Raw genomic sequence first — 15,749 nt, 5'->3', positions numbered from 1 at the left:
CCACGTCAGTGGGCGCAGGTGACGGTTTCACGTGCGGTCCTGGTGGCGACGACCTTGCCGTCCACAGTGACCGTGCAGGTGAAGGTGGCTTCGGCGACGATGATCGACGGGTCGGACAGGTTGGCGACCGTCAGCGAGAGCCGGGCGACGCCGTTGGGCGGGTCCTTGATCGTCACGGTCCACGGAATGTCCGCGTCGGTGACTTTCTGGACGCTCGCGCCGACGCCGATCTGGTACGAGATCTCGCCGACCGAGCCAGGTTCCTTGGCGGTGACCGAAAGTTTGACGGTGTGCGGCGGGCCAGCCGCCGCACAACCGGCGGCCAGCAGCAAAGCCGTCACCACAGCCAGCGACAGCCGTAGCCGCATCTAGACCGCGCCGAACTGCCGGTCGCCGGCGTCGCCGAGGCCCGGCACGATGTACTTCGAGTCGTTCAACCGCTCGTCCACGCTCGCCGTGACGATCCGGATCGGCAGCTTCGCCTCGGCCAGCGCGGCGAGCGCCTCGGGGGCCGACAGCGCGCAGATCACCGTGATCTCGCTGGCGCCGCGAGTGGTCAGCAGCCGTACGGCGTGCTCTATGGACCCGCCGGTCGCGACCATCGGGTCCAGCAGGAACACTGGCCGGCCGGTGAGGTCGGCCGGCAGCGACTCCATGTATGCCCGCGGTTCGAAGGTCTTCTCGTCGCGCGCCAGCCCGACGAACCCCATCGCGGCCTCCGGCAACAACCCGAGCGCCGCGTTCGCCATCCCCAGCCCCGCCCGCAACACCGGCACCAGCAGTGGCGGGTTCGCCAGCCGGTATCCGGTCGTACGCGCCACCGGCGTGTGGATCTGGTACTTGTCGACCGGCAGCGTACGGGTGGCCTCGTAGACCAACATGACGGTCAACTCAGCGAGCGCGGCTCGGAAGGTCGCCGAATCCGTCCGCGCGTCCCGCATCGTGGTCAGCCGCGCGGCCGCCAGCGGGTGATCCACAACGAGGGTGTCCAAAGCAGCATCCACAGCACGCACGCTATCCGACGCCCTCGCTGCCCCCACATCAGGCAGCCTGAACTGCTCTTAGGCGGCCATCCGATCGCGTACGCCAGCAGCGGCCGCATAGATCGACAGCATGGACGTCACATAGGCCTGCGGGGTGTGCGCAAGCACCGCTCTGCGGGCCCGGTCCGCCAACGCGCCCGCCAGCACCGGATTCGCCAGCAGCCGCTCGATCGCGGCACCGAAACCGGCAGTCGTCGCCGGAGCGCACAGCGCCGCGCCGGCGAGCGGGCCGGCGGCCAGCAACTCAGCGTCCACCATGACGCATGGGAGGCCAGCGTGAGCGGCCTCGGACAACACCAAACCCTGGGTGTCCGTACGCGATGCGAAGGCGAGGACGCCCCCGGACTGGACGGCGGCAGCGTACGCGGCGGCGACGCGCTGCGGGGCCAGCTCGCCGGCCAGGACGACCCGGCGGCCGAGGCCGCTGGCGCGCAAAGCGGCGGACAGTGCCTCGCGGTCGTAGACCGTCCCCACCAGCACCAGCCGAGCCCGCGGCTCGGCGGCCAGCACCCGAGCGAAAGCCGGTAGCAGCAGGTCGATTCCCTTCTCGGCGGTCACCCGTCCGACGGACAGCACCAGCCGGTCACGAGTCGACACCCCATGCCGCTGCCGGAACGCCATCACCTCCGACGACCGTACGGTCCGCCCCTCGACCCCGGTCGGCAGCACGTGCAGCCGATCGGCGGGCACCGGCAGCCGGACCCGGTCCAGGATCGCGCGGGTCGGCAGCACCACCGCATCGGACTGGCCGAAAAGCAGCCGCAGACCTTCGTCCACCAGAGCGCGCCGCGGGTTGTCTCCGACCGTACGCATCGCCGGCCGGCCGCCGGGAGCGAGCCGTCGCCGGTACGCCGCCACAGCGAGCTGGAGCGCGCGCGTCGGCACCCGATAAGCATCGGCGTACGCGTGCAAGTCCGTGTGGTACGTGTGCACCAGCGGCACGCCCAGCCGGGTAGCCGCATAGACACCGAGCAGGCCGATCGGCCCGACCGTGTGGACGTGCACCAGGTCCGGTTCCCAGCCGGCGATCGCGTCGGTGTGCCGGCGACCGGGCAGCGGCGCGAGCCGCAGCTGACCGACGCCACACGGCAGCGATCGGAGGGTGTGCAGGGACTGGCCGGGCTCGGCGACGGCGTCCCGGTGCCGCGGCACCACGACCAGGCTCTGCCGGCCGGCCGCGCGCAGCTGCCGGTCCAGGGTCTGCAGGCTGGTGACGACCCCGTCGCGGCGAGGCAGCCAGGTGTCAGTGAAATGGGCGATCCGGGACGGTCCCGGGAGAGCGCTGTCGCGCATCTGGGCTCCAGTGAGGGCACAGCCAAACAATCGGACAAATCACACCGTAGGGGCACCGCCGCCCGGTCGTCGCCCGCCCTGCCGGTTTCGCACCAAGACTTTCCCCAGACTTCACCGGGCCCGCGACGACTCTTCGCCGAGCCGCCGCTGGCCGCATCCGGCCAGTCGCTGGATGGGGCCGAAGCCACCGTTCGTCAGGTCTCAGGAATAGTGGTCCAGTCGACAGACCGCCGCGATGGGAGTCTTGGACGCACCTTGGTCGTTGAGAGCGGCACAATGTCCCGCACTCGATGTCGAGTGCGGGACATTGTGCTGCTGTCGACGCCGTGGCGTTTTCGTTGCGAACTAAGCCGCGTACGCCTTCTCGCCGATCCAGGTGCCGAGGTCGTACGTGCTGATCGAGTACTGCTGCGGCACGTTGCTCCAACTCCCGCCACCGGCGCCGCCGCCGGCTGGGTCGCCGATCACCGCGGTGTCGCCGTCGTCGGCGTAGCCGACAATCGCGACGTAATGGTAAATAGTGCCACTCGGGTAGCCCGGCGGCCGCCAGCCGCTGACCACGTTCGCCACCAGTCCGTAGCCCCGGTCGACGTCGTAAACGATGTCCTGTTTGAGCAGGTCACGCTGGGCCTGGGTGGGCGGGTCGCTGACTGCTTTTCGCTCGTACCAACCAGTGTTGAGGAAATGGTTGAGCGCCGAGACGACATTCGCCGTGTCGTCGGTCCCGTTGCTGGTGGTGCCTTCCCAACCGGCGATGGTGTCCTGGGATGGCGGCGACATCCGAGCGCTGAGCACCATCCGGGTCGAGCCGGGGCCGCAGTAGTAATAGGTCTGCTGTCCTTGCCAGGTGTACGAAAGCGTCGTGGCGCCAGCGGGCGCGGCGGACAGGACTCCAGCCGGGGTAATCGCGAAGGCGGATGCCGCACTCGCGCCGAAAAGGCTCAGGCATAGCCCCATCAACACGGCCACTGCCGCTGTGATTCGTCGCATCATCAGTTTCTCCCCATTTCCCTGCAGGGTGAGCACGCTTCGTCCAGAATGAGGCTGGATGCGGTGGATCCGCCGCATCTTTCAGCGCTGGCCGAAACAGCGCTGACGCCCGGAGGCGGTGAACCGGCTTGTTGCGCATCTGGTTCGACAGCGAAGACCTCGGTCGGCTGCGGGTGGCGCGCCAGCCCCACCAGCTCTGGGAGACCGTGCTCAGCCTGCAGATGCTGAGCGGGCGGCAGGGTGGCCCGGCGTTCGCGAACTGGCGGCAGCGGACCGGCTCCCGGCTCGCCAACAACCCGTCGTACGAGGCGTTGCGCCAGCTCAGGCCACTGATACCGACGGCAGGCTACTTCCCGGACTTCCTCACCCCCGCGGACCCGAACGGCTCGTTCTCGGACGCCGTTTCCGCGGTCGTACGGACCCCCCGCGGCCAGGTCTCGCAGGAGCTGGAGCTGCTGGCGTCCAGCCGGTCGCCGGACCAGCGCCGCGACCTTCCGACCGAGTACAACCTGGACAAGCTCGCGGACGCCCTGGCGCACTATCACCACACGGCAGTCGGTCCGTACGCACAGCGCCTGCACGCGCTTGTCGACGCGGATCGTGCCGTACGAGCGCGCGCTCTGCTGGACGGCGGCGCCGAGGCCCTGTTGGAGTCGCTGGTGCCGATGGCGCACTGGCGGCCGCCCGTGCTGGAAGTGGAGTATCCGCTGGACCAGGACCTCCAGCTCGGCGGTCGCGGGTTGCTGCTGGTGCCGTCCGTTTTCTGCTGGCACTATGCGGTCACTTTGCTGGATCCGAGCCTGCCGCCCACGCTGGTCTACCCAGTGGAGCAGGAGACGGGGTTGGACGCGCGCGTTCCGAGCGGCGAGGACGCGCTCGCCGCGCTGGTCGGGAGCACCCGCGGGGAGGTCCTACGACATCTGGACGAGACCGGCTGCAGCACCAGCGAGTTGGCCCGCCGGCTCGGCATCTCGCTCGCCTCGGCCAGCCAGCACGCGTCGGTGCTGCGCCGCGCAGGACTGATCGTCAGTCGACGCGCCGGCAACACGATGCTGCACAGCCGTACGCCACTGGGCACCGCCCTGCTCTGCGGCAGCTGACAACCAAACCAGGCCCCATCGGCGTCCCAGGAGTACGCCGATGAAAGGGTTGATGACGTGACAGGCAACGACGGCAACCGCGCCAACACGACAGCGATGGGCGAAGCGAATGTCGTGGCCCGCCGTGCCATCACCGGGGCGGCCGCCGTCATCGCCGTCGTCCTGCTGGCCGGTGGCGCTTTCGTGGCCGGCCACTCCCTTGGCCGGCATCAGCGAAAGCCACCGGCGAACCCGTCGGCGCCGATGACAAAACCTGCTGCCACCATCGCGCTGCCCGCCATCGGGCCATGCGCCGCCGGCAACTGGAATTTCCTTGACGGAGTGGCCAAACGCAGCAGCAGCCAGTTGGCACTGGCGGCCGCGCCGCGGATGGTTGGCGATCCGGACCCGACCTACGCTGATCACGATTTCAACGAGGACGGACAGTCGGAGTCGATCCGGGAAATCACCTGTCAGGTGGTTGGCGGGACCGACCGAGTCGCCGCCATCCTGGCCCTGACCAGCACCGGATTCCACTCCGCGGGAGTGCTCGGCGACAAACCCATCACCACTCACACAGCCTCGGCGTCTGCTCGCGAGTATTTCTCCGCATACGGGATCGTCGCACCAACCGGCCATTTCGAAGTGATGGTCCGCACCGCGAATGAGGCCTATTCGTGGGACAAAACCGCTCAGTGCTGGTTGGCTGGCGGGTAATACCGCAGCTCGATCGTGTTCTTGTCCGGGTCCTGAACATAAAGTGACTGCGCCCGGCCACGGGCACCGAACCGGGTACCCGGCCCGTCCACCACGGTGAAGACTCCGGACTCCACTACTTCGTGCCAGTCCAACGGTTCCACTACCAGGCAGAAATGGTCCACATTGGACTCCTGGCGAGAGCCGGCGATGATGTCGATGATCGTCGTCGGGCTCACCCGTACGGATGGAAATGGCGCCTTCCCCGCCCGCCACTCGTCCACTCGCTCCGGCTCCATACCAAGCTTGTTCAGATAGAAGTCCAACGATCGCTCCACGTCCGCGGCGACCAGCACCAGATGATCGAAATCAATAACTCGCACTTTTCCTCCTCTTATAGGGATGTTTCCAAAGGTTGGCCGGTACGACGCCACCGGGTGGCGCCGCCAGCCAGCGAGCGGGCCCGCCGGCCGTGCTCGCGAAGAAGCCGCACCGCCTGGGGCGACGCGACACAGTAGGGTCCCTGGCAGTACGCGACGATTTCGCGATCCACCGGCAGGTCGTCGAGCCGGTCACGCAGCTGGCGGCCCGGGACCGAGATTGCCCCCGGCAGATGGCCGGCGGCGTATTCGGCGGCAGATCGCACGTCCACCACCAGCACCGCCGGATTATCGAGTTGGCGCTGCAATTCCTCGGCGGTGACCGGCGCCCATTCGGCCGGCTCCTCGAGCAACTCACCGACCGCGTCCCGCAGGTCCGCCAGCCGGTGCGCGGCGAAATCCTGCAGCTGCCCCAAAAATGTCGACACGTCCCGGTCCGCCAGCCGGTAGAGCACCCGGTTGCCGTCCCGGCGGGCCACGATGAGGTGCGCCGCGCGCAGCTGCTGAAGCTGGGCTGAGGTGTTCTTGAGCCCCACCCCAGCATCGTCAGCCAGTTGCTCAACGCTGCGTTCGCCCTGGTCAAGGAGGTCGAGCAGGCGCAGCCGTACGGGCGACGACAGCGCCTTCCCGACCCGCGCCAGCTGCGCGTAGACCGGCTCTTCGACGAACTCGCTCACGATCACTCCCTACCGTTCTAACGAACTATAGAATAGCCGTTGAGAGTCCACAAGGGGGGTCGGCTAATGTCTTCCGGGTGCTCCGCGTCGTCCGCGGCCTCGCCAGCTATCCCCGGCGGAGCCCTTTCACCACCGCGTATGTCGTTGTGCTGTTCGCTACCCATTTGTGGGTCGACTGGTTTCTGACACCCCCGACCCGCGGCCGGCTCCTGCTCGCAGTGAGCACCAACCTGGGTAACCTGCAGCACGATCCCATCGGTTCACTTGTCGGCAGCGCGCTGTTTTTCGACGGTATGCTGACAGATTTCCACTCGCTTGACTTCGCTGGCACGCTCATCACACTGGGCGCCGGCGTTATCGTGTGCCTGCCCTGGCTGGAACGCCGCTACGGCGCCCCGCGCGCCTTCGGCCTCTTCGCCGCCGGGCACGTCGGCGGGACTTTACTGACCGCACCGGTCATTTTGCTGGCCATCGCACACGGCGGATATCCGGACAGCGTCCGGCACGCGTACGATTTCGGGATCAGCTATGGCGCACAGGCCGTTCTCGCCACCAGCGCCCTGCTGGTACGACCAATTTTCCGCCCTTTCGCGGCCGCCGCGGTGATCGCGTGGCCACTGATCGGCGCCGACTGGAGCGGTTTCCTGCCAGATTTCGCGACCTTCGGCCATCTCTTCGCCGCCGCCATCGGATTCGGCTGTGGACTCACTGTTCTGTTGCGCCGCAGGCATTCCCATCCGAAGCCAGAACTGACAAATGTCACCGAAGCGAGGTGACGGTTTCGATCTTGTCGGCGGCGGCGAAGTGCCCCAGAATGACATGGCTTGAGGCGACTTTCGTCTCTGTTGGCTATTTTCCCGGGTCATTCTGGAGGTATCTTTCCATGGCTGCATTCGTAGCCCGCCGTACGCGTGCTCTGCTGGCCGCCGGACTGGTGGCGAGCGCGGCGCTGTTCCTGTCCGGCCCCGCCGCCGCCGCACCCACGCCCGCTGCCATCGACTGCCGCGCCGTCCACATTCCAGTCTCGCTGGCCGCCGGTCAAACCGCCGACTACCAAGTCTACGGCGAGCTCTGCAGCCCGGCCGGAACTCACCCGGACGTCGTCCAACTGCTGCTGCCCGGCGGCACGTACAACCACGTCTACTGGGATTTTCCCTATGATCCGGACCGATACTCGTATGTACGGCATGCCGTGCCGGCCGGCTATGCCACCCTCGACATCGACCGGATCGCCACCGGCCAAAGCTCACGCCCGAACAGTCTCCTGATTAACACCGACGTCAACGCGTACGTGGCACATCAGGTCGTCCGGGCGCTGAAATCCCCGCAGCTGGGTGCGTTCGACAAGGTCATCGCGGTCGGCCATTCGTACGGATCGATCACCGCCATGGTCGAGGCCGCCACCTTCCACGATGTGGACGGCGTGATCGACACCGGCATCTTGCACAAACTGGCGCCGACCGGCGCCGCCCAGATCCCGCTCTATCTCAACGAACCCGCGAATATCGACCCATCCGGCCGATTTACCCAACTGCCGCTGGGCTTTGTCACCACCGAGCCCGGGACCAGGAAGAGCTTCTTCTACAACGCTTCGAACGCCGACCCACAGGTCGTCGCTACCGACGAGGCGACGAAAGACACCTTCACGGCTGGCGAGTTGGCAACTTTCCCGCTGGTGCTGGTGAACGGGACGACGTCCAATATTCACGTACCAGTATTGGTGGTCATCGGCGGTAAGGACATCATCTTCTGCGGCCTCGGCGGCTCGGACTGTTCCTCCTCCGCCCGCGTGCAGGCGCAGGAAAAACCGTTCTATCCAGCGGACGCGTGCCTGGAAAGCTATGTACTTGCGAACTCCGGCCACGACGTGAACCTGCACCTGAACAGCACGGACTGGTATGCCCAGGCGCTTTCCTGGGCCAACCGGCATTTCGCTGGCGGTCGCTCGTCCTGCTAGCGGATAGGGCCGATGTTCGGGTCGGTGTAATAGCCAGGGTCCGGCTGCTGCGGTGTTTCAGCCGGACCCTGGTTCGCTCGGGCCAGAGTTTCGTTGGCGTGGTCGAAAAATGAGGTCGCCCGGTTCGCGTCCACGGATGGCGGTGGCGCGGACGTTGACTGCTGGCGGAGCCTTTTCAGGGTTTCTTCGTGGGTGAACAAAGCCTCGCCGTGGCCGGCCAGCATGCTCTCGTGACGTACCAGACTCTGGCCCTGGACCTGCAGGGCGTTGTCGTGACTCTCGAGATGGTTCTTCTGGTCGCCGACAATGGTGGAATTCGCCTGAGTGACGGTCCAGATCATGTCGAACTTCTTCGCTAACTCCTCGATTTTGTTGAAGAGCTCGACATTTTGCGTACGAACCGCATGATTGGACTGCTGCAGGGTGGTGTTCTGCTCGCGCATGTTGGCATAGTCGGCCAGCACCGCCGCGTTGTTCAGCCGCAGCTGCGCGTTGGCCGCCTCCAGGCTCGCGGCCCGCTGCTCCAACGCCGCGATCCGCGGCTCGTCGGCACCCGCCCGGGCCGTTTGCGGCGAATCCTTGGCCCGCTCGTCAGCGGTGGTTTTGCCGGTCTCCGACCAGAAACTGGCGCCGGCCTTGGCCGTGACACTGCCGCCGAGCACAAAGGTGGCGACCGCCTTGACGCCCGCCGGCAGGTGCGAGGAATTGAGCACGTACGCACCAACGCCGGCGATGCCAAGCGAGGTCACCGTCCCGACGAGATCGAACCAGGCTTTCCGGGCACCAGCGGTGACCGCGGTGCCAGTAATCTGACCGCCGCGCGCCACCCGCGGCCAGAACGAAGGCTTCCTGGCTCGGACTTTCGGAATCTTGGGGCTCTTGTGGTAGCCAATCACCGGCTCGCTCATATCGGCTCCAGCACCCCCATATGAGATGCGACAATCATCGGGATGGCCGCGGCGAACAGGTAGCCCAGTTCCTCCGCCGTCTGATAGGGCAGTCCCGCTGGAATCGCTTGCGCATCGTCCTGTACGGCGTCCCAGATGCTGGGATACCCGTGCGAGACAGTCCAAAACGTATAGACCTCGTTGACCACTTCCAGTAGCACTTCGCCATTGCGGCCGATGCGGAAGATCTCCGGGTGCTCCTGAGTGTTCCCGATGCCCTGGCCGGTGGGATGCAACTGGTGGCTCTGCAAAACCTTGATCGCCGACGGCGTACCGACCTCGTACTCGACCAGCAGGCCCGTCGCCACCAGCCGGTTGACAATGCCATTCGCATCTCGACCAGTCCGTGCGGCCAGTTCGATCAGTCGATCACGACTGAACTCCCCAGCTGCGTGGGACTGGACGTCGACATGCGCCAGCTGCCAAACCTCGTACGCGTCGAAGGGCAGCTCTGCGGAGTTTCGGCGCTCCGACACCTCGTAATACTCCGGCCCGCTGTCTGGCGCGGCATCCGGGTCGTAGCGGGGGCCGTTGTCGAAGCCGACGGGGACGATGATGGCAGCCACCGGGGTTCCAGCCTCCTGCTGTGCGTCGAGCGCGTCACGTAATGCTTACGGTAGCAGCGGCCGGAAGCGGTCAGCAGTAGTTTGCCCGGAAAGATCCCGGTGCCCCGGTCGGGGGCGACCGTTGTCCAGGAATCAATGGTGGTCAGGTTGCTTTTCGTACGCCGGGAAATCTTCCCGGCCGCTTCCCGATCATTGTCTCTGGTTGCCCACTGGTGGCGGGCGCACGATGGTGAGGCCACATCCGCCTGCGAAAAGGAGATTTCATGACCGCGCCCGTGGACGAATACGACCTTGACATCCGGCTGAGCGACCCGCTGATTCTCACCGACCACGACATGTCCCTGACCACCACAGGTCCGCGTGGCTGCGAGAACACCGGCTGCTACACCTGCGGCAACACCTGCCCAACCGTCCGCACCAGCTGCTGCCCATAGCGAACGCTTTCCATGACCGAGCAGAAAACGACCGGTTTCCGCTCGGGAAATCCCGCTGGAGAAGGAAGAGAATGACCGAGGCAGGGGTGGTCAGGGAGTGGGCGCCGGCGGTCTCCGGCGCTCTCGCCGACCGGGCCATACACACGGCCACCGAGGTCGCCCGTCGGCTGGTGCCCGCGAACGTCCTTACCGAGCTGGAAAAACAACCGCTCGTGCTGCACCTGGAGGAAGTCGACACCGTCACCGGAGTGGCCGTCCTGCACGGCGAAATGGACCGGCTGGAAGGCGGCTGGGCGGACCGCGCGCACGAAAGCCTGGTCATCGCCAAGCAGCAGGTCGAACGGGCCGCCATTTCCGCACCCGGCCCGTTCGGTGGCCTCAGCAGCGTGGCGTACGCGGCTCGGTCGCTCAGCCGCGACGGCCAGCGATACCAGCGGCTGGTGGCCGTTCTCGACGACCACATCTCGCAGACCGTGGCCGTCCGCGCCCAAAAGATGCTCGAAAAGCCGTACGGGCTGGCATTTCACACATACGACGTCATCAGCGGGTTGGCTGGAGCCGCTACGTATCTTTTGCAAGTCAAGGAAAACACGCTCGCGAAGAATGCACTGAAGGACACTCTGACCGCGTTCGTCGCGATTTCCGGGGAACGCGACGGTGTTCCGAACTGGTTCACCCCTGCGCAGGAGATGTTTCCCAACACCCCCATTGGCGAGCTGTATCCGAACGGTACGTTCAACTGTGGCCTCGCGCATGGCATTCCAGGCCCGCTCGCGCTCCTTTCCCTGGCAGCCAGCGAAGGTGTTCTGGTGCCCGGTCAGGTCGAGGCGATCAGCCGGCTCGGGCACTGGATCGCCAACCGGCGCAGCGACGACCGTTGGGGGCCCAACTGGCCCATGGGCGTTGGACCAATAGATGCAGCTGGCTCGTACCCGAAAGGGCACCCCACTCACAATGCCTGGTGTTACGGCAGCCCGGGCGTGGCCCGATCACTGTGGCTGGCCGGAAACGCGGTGGACGACGATTCGCTGCGGGAAATCGCCGTCGAGGCGATGATGGCGGTGCGCCAGCGACCATGGCGGGACCGGGCGATGGGCGACTCTCCCGGGCTGTGCCACGGAGTCAGCGGGTTGCTGCAAATTGTCCTGCGCTTCGGCCATCAGACCGGCGACCCGCGCTTCGCCGATTTTTCCGCCGAGCTGACCGAGTATTTGCTGCGAATGTACGACCCGGCCCTGCCGTACGGCTTCTCATCGCTGGCGGAGGGCGGAAAATACTCGGATCGGCCGGGCTTCCTGGACGGTGCGTCCGGCGTGGCGCTCACCCTGCTCTCCGCCGCCGCCGACCAACCACCAACCTGGGACCGGCAACTCCTGCTCACCTGAGGACCTCAGCCGGTTAGTCCGTGCCGGCGTGGATTTCTTCCAGCGCGGAAACAGCTAATTCGTCGCCGCCGTCCGCCGCCAGCGTCCACTGCTCGATCGCCTCGGCCTCGCGGCCCTGATCCCACAGCACCACCGCGAGGTTGTTGATCGCGTTCAGCTCGCCCAGCGAAACCGCCGTCCGCAACACTTCTTCAGCCTGGTCGAGATCGTCGAGATCCTCGTGGTAAAGATTCGCGAGCGGAATCATCGACTCCACTTCGCCGGCCCCGAAACCGGCCCGCAAAACCTGTTCCGCCTCGGCCAGCCGGTCCGTCCGGATGAGCAGGGTGCCCAAATCCGCCCGCGCATCGGGTTGGTTCCCCGCGATCGGGCGCAGCACCGACTCTGCCTCGTCCATCCGGTCTTCGTTCAGCAGAAAAGAGCCGAGCGCGGCATCGGCGAATTCACAGCCGCCGGCAACCGCGTCCCGGTAAGCCTTTTCGGCGCTGGCCGCGTCGTCCTGCTCCTCAAAAATGTAACCGAGCAACAGCAGGGCGTCCTGGTCACCGGCGGCGATCGCCGAGCGCATCGCCTCGATCGCCGCATCGGTGCGGCCCATTTTGTCCAACACCATGCCAAGATTGCGCCACGCGTCGGTCTCGCCGGCGTCCAGGGCGATCCGGTACGACTCCGCCGCCTTGGCCAGATCCGCCGGGTCTTCGGTGGTCTCATAACGTTCGGCGAAAGTATTGCCGAGGTTGAGATGCATGGTCAGATCGCCGGCGTCGATCGCCCGCCGGAAGAATCGCTCGGCGGTGTCGAAATCGCCCTCGTCGTACGCCGCGTTTCCGGCGTCGACCAGATCAAGTTCGGCATCCGCGGCTGAGCCGTCGTTCTGCGTACCACTCATCACACGTCTCTCATCAGGCCGGCAGCGGCCCGAACACTATCACCCGGCCGACAGCCTACCCGCACCCGACAGAGCGGCCAGCAACTGCCGCTCCCGGGCCGCGGACAGGCCCGCACGACGCTCTCGGTCCAAGCCCTCGGACCGCTCCCAGGCGAGCAGATCGCGCAGGAGTTCCTCGCGGGTTCGGTGCCGCAGTCCCGCCGTCACCGCGGCACCGCCGGCCCGATCCTGAAAACCCTCCCACCCGTCCTCGTTAATCCACATTGGCAAGGATTCTGGCCCCATGAATTCGGCAACACCCTGGTCGCTCAACCATTTCTCCGGCGCGGTCACCACCTCGCCGGTGTGGCCGCCGATCTTTCGGGACAGCGCCAGCCATTCAGCAAAGGTCAGGGCTGGCCCGACGGTGTCGTACGCGCCGACCGTGCCGCGTTCGGCGCAGTCAACCAGCCAGCTGACGAGGTCCCGTACGTCGACCACCTGCGTCGGGTTGGGTGCGATATCGGGGACAAGCAAGGGATTCAGCGGCTCGCGAGCGCTGCGAGCCACCCAGTAGCCAGTCCGTCCACTGTGGTCTCCGGGACCGCCGATCAAGCCGGCGCGCGCGATCAGCGCCTTGTCCCCCACCGCTTCGCGAACCGCCTTTTCGCAGGCCGCTTTCGCCTCGCCGTAAAGCGACCTGTCGACCTCTTCCAGCTCGGTCGGTGGGAGTAATTCGGCACTCTCATCGGCACCTCGGACAGCCTGCGAAGCGTACACATTCCCGGACGACACATACGTCCAGTGCCGGGTACGCTCGCCGAGTGCCCGCAGCGCACCACGAACCATTCCGGGCTGCCAGGAAACCTCGACCACCGCGTCCCAGTCGCGACCGGCGACCGCGTCGTACGCTCCCTTTTCGTTACGATCCGCGCGAATCAGCGTCGCACCGCTGGCCACCTCACCGCTTTCGCCGCGCGCGAGGCACGTCACGTTATGCCCGCGACCCATCGCCTCCCGTGCCGTCTCGCGTCCTACCCAGGCCGTGCCACCCAACACCAAAACGTCCATGCCAACTACTGAAGCGGACGTTCCCAGCAGCAGCAAGGCAGTTCGCTCCTAGCGCAGGAGACTTACGCTAAACGCCGATCGGGTGCCAAACCGTTTTGGTTTCCAGGTAGGTGGTGAGGCGGTCGATGCCAGGCTCTTCGGTCCAATCCGGTTCGGCCGCGGTCCGACGCCAGACCCGCTTGAGGGTGTCCGCCGCGGAAACTTCCAGCGACACCGCCAGTTCCTCCGCAACGCCGGTCAGGTCGAGCGCGTTGACGTCGGCATGCGAGGCCAACCAGGGGGCGATTTCGGCCGTACGGCCAGTGAGGATGTTGACCACTCCACCCGGCACGTCCGAGGTCGCCAACACCTCGGCCAGCGTGATCGCCGGCAGCGGCCGTGATTCGCTGGCCACCAGCACGACCGTGTTTCCGGTGGCGATCGCCGGCGCGAGAACGCTGACCAAACCGAGCAAAGACGACGACTGCGGAGCGAGAATCCCGACCACTCCGGTCGGTTCCGGCGTGGACAGGTTGAAAAACGGGCCGGCGACCGGGTTCGCGCCGCCAACGATCTGACCAATCTTGTCGGTCCAGCCGGCGTACCAGACCCAGCGGTCGATCGCCGCGTCCACAGTGGACTCGGCCTTCGACCGTGAAACGCCCTCGGCCGTAACGACGTCCTCGACAAATTGGGCGCGCCGGCCTTCGGCTATTTCGGCGACCCGGTAAAGCACCTGGCCGCGGTTGTACGCCGTCGCGCCGGACCAGCCGGCGACGGCTTTGCGAGCGGCCAGCACCGCGTCGCGGGCGTCCTTGCGGGAGCCCAGCGCGGCGTTGCCGGCGAACCGTCCTTTGTGGTCAGTCACGACGTAGCTCCGCCCGGACTCGCTGCGTGGGAATTTTCCTCCCACATAGAGTTTGTACGTCTTGCGTACGGCCAGTCGGTCAGACATTGAGGTAGGCCTCCAGACCGTGCCGGCCACCCTCGCGGCCGTAACCGGATTCCTTGTATCCACCAAAAGGTGAGGTCGGATCGAACTTGTTGAACGTGTTCGCCCACACCACTCCGGCACGCAGCTTGTTCGCCATCGACAGGATCAGGCTGCCCTTCTCCGTCCAGACCCCGGCGGACAGCCCGTACGGCGTGTTGTTCGCCTTCTCGACCGCCTCGCCGGGCGTACGGAAACTCAGGACGGACAGCACCGGCCCGAAAATCTCCTCGCGGGCGATGCGATGCGCCTGCGTGACCTCGGTGAAAAGGGTGGGCGCGAACCAGAAGCCGCGGTCCGGCAGCTCGCACGGCGGCGACCACCGATGCGCGCCCTCGTTCTCGCCGATCTGCGACAGCTCACGGATCTTTTCCAGCTGGGCGGCCGAGTTGATGGCTCCGACATCGGTGTTCTTGTCCAACGGATCGCCGACGCGCAGCGTCATGAGGCGTCGCTTAAGCGAGTCGAGCACCTCGTCGTACACACTTTCCTGGATCAACAACCGCGAGCCAGCACAGCAAACATGGCCCTGGTTGAAGAAAATGCCGTTGACGATGCCTTCGACCGCCTGGTCGATCGGTGCGTCGTCGAAGACGATGTTGGCGGCCTTGCCGCCCAGCTCCAACGTGACTTTCTTGGCCGTACCAGCGACCGAGCGGGCGATCGCCTTGCCCACGTCGGTTGAGCCGGTGAAAGCGACCTTGTTGACGCCGGGGTGCTCCACCAGCGTACGGCCGGTGTCGCCCGCGCCGGTCACGATGTTCACGACGCCCGGCGGGAGGTCGGCCTGCTGGCAGATCTCCGCGAAAGCCAACGCCGTCAACGGGGTGGTTTCGGCTGGTTTCAGGACAACCGTGTTTCCGCACGCCAGCGCCGGCGCGATTTTCCACGCCAGCATCAACAACGGGAAATTCCACGGAATCACCTGCGCGGCGACGCCCAGCGGTTGGGGGGCGGGACCGAAACCGGCGTACGCCAACTTGTCCGCCCAGCCCGCGTAATAGAAGAAATGCGCGGAAACCAGCGGGATATCCACGTCCCGCGATTCGCGGATCGGTTTGCCGTTGTCGATCGACTCCAACACCGCCAGCTCGCGGGCGCGCTCGGCGATGATCCGGGCTATCCGGAACAGGTATTTCCCGCGTTCGGCGGGCTTTAACTTGGACCAGACCTTGTCGTAGGCGGTCCGGGCCGCCTTGACGGCGGCATCCACATCGGACGGTTCGGCCTCGGTGATCTCGGCCAGCACCTCCTCGGTGGCCGGGTTGACCGTCTTGAAAGCGGCGCCGTCCTTGCCGGAAACGAACTCACCATTGATAAAGAGACCGTACGACGGCTTGATGTCGACGATCGCCGTCGACTCCGGCGCCGGTGCGTACTCGAATCGCATGGA

At 66.2% G+C, this 15,749-nt stretch carries 18 protein-coding genes; 6 read left to right on the top strand and 12 right to left on the bottom strand.

Annotation, left to right across the window (positions count from 1 at the left end):
* Positions 1-5: 5 nt before the first annotated feature.
* The 4 genes from ABD301_RS19800 to ABD301_RS19785 all read right to left on the bottom strand — a co-directional run bounded on the left by ABD301_RS19800 (position 6) and on the right by ABD301_RS19785 (position 3,329).
* The gene (locus ABD301_RS19800; protein ID WP_344311723.1) at positions 6-368 is read right to left on the bottom strand and encodes an MmpS family transport accessory protein; all 363 of its coding nucleotides are present in this window, start codon (positions 366-368) and stop codon (positions 6-8) included.
* Positions 369-941, bottom strand: a complete 573-nt coding sequence (upp, locus tag ABD301_RS19795) for a uracil phosphoribosyltransferase (RefSeq protein WP_390624161.1) — start codon at positions 939-941, stop codon at positions 369-371.
* Between the two features lie 120 nt (positions 942-1,061).
* On the bottom strand, positions 1,062-2,336 hold the full coding sequence (locus ABD301_RS19790; RefSeq protein ID WP_344311721.1) for a glycosyltransferase: 1,275 nt from the start codon (positions 2,334-2,336) through the stop codon (positions 1,062-1,064).
* 345 nt (positions 2,337-2,681) lie between these two features.
* Positions 2,682-3,329: a C39 family peptidase gene (locus ABD301_RS19785; RefSeq protein ID WP_344311720.1), complete on the bottom strand. Its 648-nt coding sequence runs from the start codon at positions 3,327-3,329 to the stop codon at positions 2,682-2,684.
* A gap of 125 nt (positions 3,330-3,454) precedes the next feature.
* Between ABD301_RS19785 and ABD301_RS19780 the strand changes: the two genes are divergently transcribed.
* Together ABD301_RS19780 and ABD301_RS19775 are read left to right on the top strand one after the other, a co-directional pair.
* Positions 3,455-4,426, top strand: coding sequence for an ArsR/SmtB family transcription factor (locus ABD301_RS19780; RefSeq protein WP_344311719.1), 972 nt, complete (start codon positions 3,455-3,457; stop codon positions 4,424-4,426).
* Positions 4,427-4,483: 57 nt separating this feature from the next.
* Positions 4,484-5,122 carry a hypothetical protein gene (locus ABD301_RS19775; protein WP_344311718.1) on the top strand — a complete coding sequence of 213 codons (639 nt, stop codon included), beginning with the start codon at positions 4,484-4,486 and terminating at the stop codon, positions 5,120-5,122.
* On the opposite strand, the gene ABD301_RS19770 is transcribed toward ABD301_RS19775, so the two are convergent.
* Both ABD301_RS19770 and ABD301_RS19765 read right to left on the bottom strand, forming a co-directional pair.
* A complete protein-coding gene (locus ABD301_RS19770; protein ID WP_163570333.1) occupies positions 5,098-5,484 on the bottom strand; it encodes a VOC family protein in 387 nt (128 codons plus the stop codon). The two genes, ABD301_RS19775 and ABD301_RS19770, sit on opposite strands and share 25 nt — an antisense overlap.
* 11 nt (positions 5,485-5,495) lie before the next feature.
* Positions 5,496-6,158 (bottom strand): ArsR/SmtB family transcription factor, encoded by a 663-nt coding sequence (locus tag ABD301_RS19765; protein WP_344311717.1) that lies wholly within the window; start codon positions 6,156-6,158, stop codon positions 5,496-5,498.
* A gap of 77 nt (positions 6,159-6,235) precedes the next feature.
* Between ABD301_RS19765 and ABD301_RS19760 the strand changes: the two genes are divergently transcribed.
* A complete protein-coding gene (locus ABD301_RS19760) occupies positions 6,236-6,934 on the top strand; it encodes a rhomboid-like protein (RefSeq protein WP_344311716.1) in 699 nt (232 codons plus the stop codon).
* A gap of 107 nt (positions 6,935-7,041) precedes the next feature.
* Complete coding sequence (locus tag ABD301_RS19755) at positions 7,042-8,115, top strand: alpha/beta hydrolase (protein ID WP_344311714.1); 1,074 nt, start codon at positions 7,042-7,044, stop codon at positions 8,113-8,115.
* Here the strand turns inward: ABD301_RS19755 and ABD301_RS19750 are convergent.
* The gene (locus ABD301_RS19750; RefSeq protein WP_344311712.1) at positions 8,112-9,023 is read right to left on the bottom strand and encodes a hypothetical protein; all 912 of its coding nucleotides are present in this window, start codon (positions 9,021-9,023) and stop codon (positions 8,112-8,114) included. The two genes, ABD301_RS19755 and ABD301_RS19750, sit on opposite strands and share 4 nt — an antisense overlap.
* Entirely contained in the window at positions 9,020-9,628 is a 609-nt protein-coding gene (locus ABD301_RS19745) for a hypothetical protein (RefSeq protein ID WP_163570325.1), read from the bottom strand. Before ABD301_RS19745 ends, ABD301_RS19750 begins: the two co-directional genes overlap by 4 nt.
* A gap of 263 nt (positions 9,629-9,891) precedes the next feature.
* Between ABD301_RS19745 and ABD301_RS19740 the strand changes: the two genes are divergently transcribed.
* Both ABD301_RS19740 and ABD301_RS19735 read left to right on the top strand, forming a co-directional pair.
* Positions 9,892-10,062: a hypothetical protein gene (locus ABD301_RS19740; RefSeq protein ID WP_163570324.1), complete on the top strand. Its 171-nt coding sequence runs from the start codon at positions 9,892-9,894 to the stop codon at positions 10,060-10,062.
* A gap of 71 nt (positions 10,063-10,133) precedes the next feature.
* Positions 10,134-11,447 carry a lanthionine synthetase C family protein gene (locus tag ABD301_RS19735; RefSeq protein ID WP_344311711.1) on the top strand — a complete coding sequence of 438 codons (1,314 nt, stop codon included), beginning with the start codon at positions 10,134-10,136 and terminating at the stop codon, positions 11,445-11,447.
* A 13-nt stretch (positions 11,448-11,460) separates the two neighbouring features.
* Here ABD301_RS19735 and ABD301_RS19730 read toward each other — a convergent pair whose 3' ends face one another.
* The 4 genes from ABD301_RS19730 to ABD301_RS19715 form a co-directional block, all read right to left on the bottom strand.
* Positions 11,461-12,336, bottom strand: a complete 876-nt coding sequence (locus ABD301_RS19730) for a tetratricopeptide repeat protein (protein ID WP_163570320.1) — start codon at positions 12,334-12,336, stop codon at positions 11,461-11,463.
* 39 nt (positions 12,337-12,375) lie between these two features.
* Entirely contained in the window at positions 12,376-13,386 is a 1,011-nt protein-coding gene (locus tag ABD301_RS19725; protein ID WP_163570318.1) for an NAD-dependent epimerase/dehydratase family protein, read from the bottom strand.
* Between the two features lie 67 nt (positions 13,387-13,453).
* On the bottom strand, positions 13,454-14,320 hold the full coding sequence (locus tag ABD301_RS19720) for an aldehyde dehydrogenase family protein (RefSeq protein ID WP_163570316.1): 867 nt from the start codon (positions 14,318-14,320) through the stop codon (positions 13,454-13,456).
* Positions 14,313-15,746 (bottom strand): aldehyde dehydrogenase family protein, encoded by a 1,434-nt coding sequence (locus tag ABD301_RS19715; RefSeq protein ID WP_344311709.1) that lies wholly within the window; start codon positions 15,744-15,746, stop codon positions 14,313-14,315. Before ABD301_RS19715 ends, ABD301_RS19720 begins: the two co-directional genes overlap by 8 nt.
* Between the last annotated feature and the right edge of the window lie 3 nt (positions 15,747-15,749).

It is taken from the genome of Fodinicola feengrottensis, assembly GCF_039530045.1.
GTDB classification, from domain to species: domain Bacteria; phylum Actinomycetota; class Actinomycetes; order Mycobacteriales; family HKI-0501; genus Fodinicola; species Fodinicola feengrottensis.
Note: the sequence above shows the minus strand (reverse complement) of the source record. Positions and strands in the feature narration are given on the sequence as shown.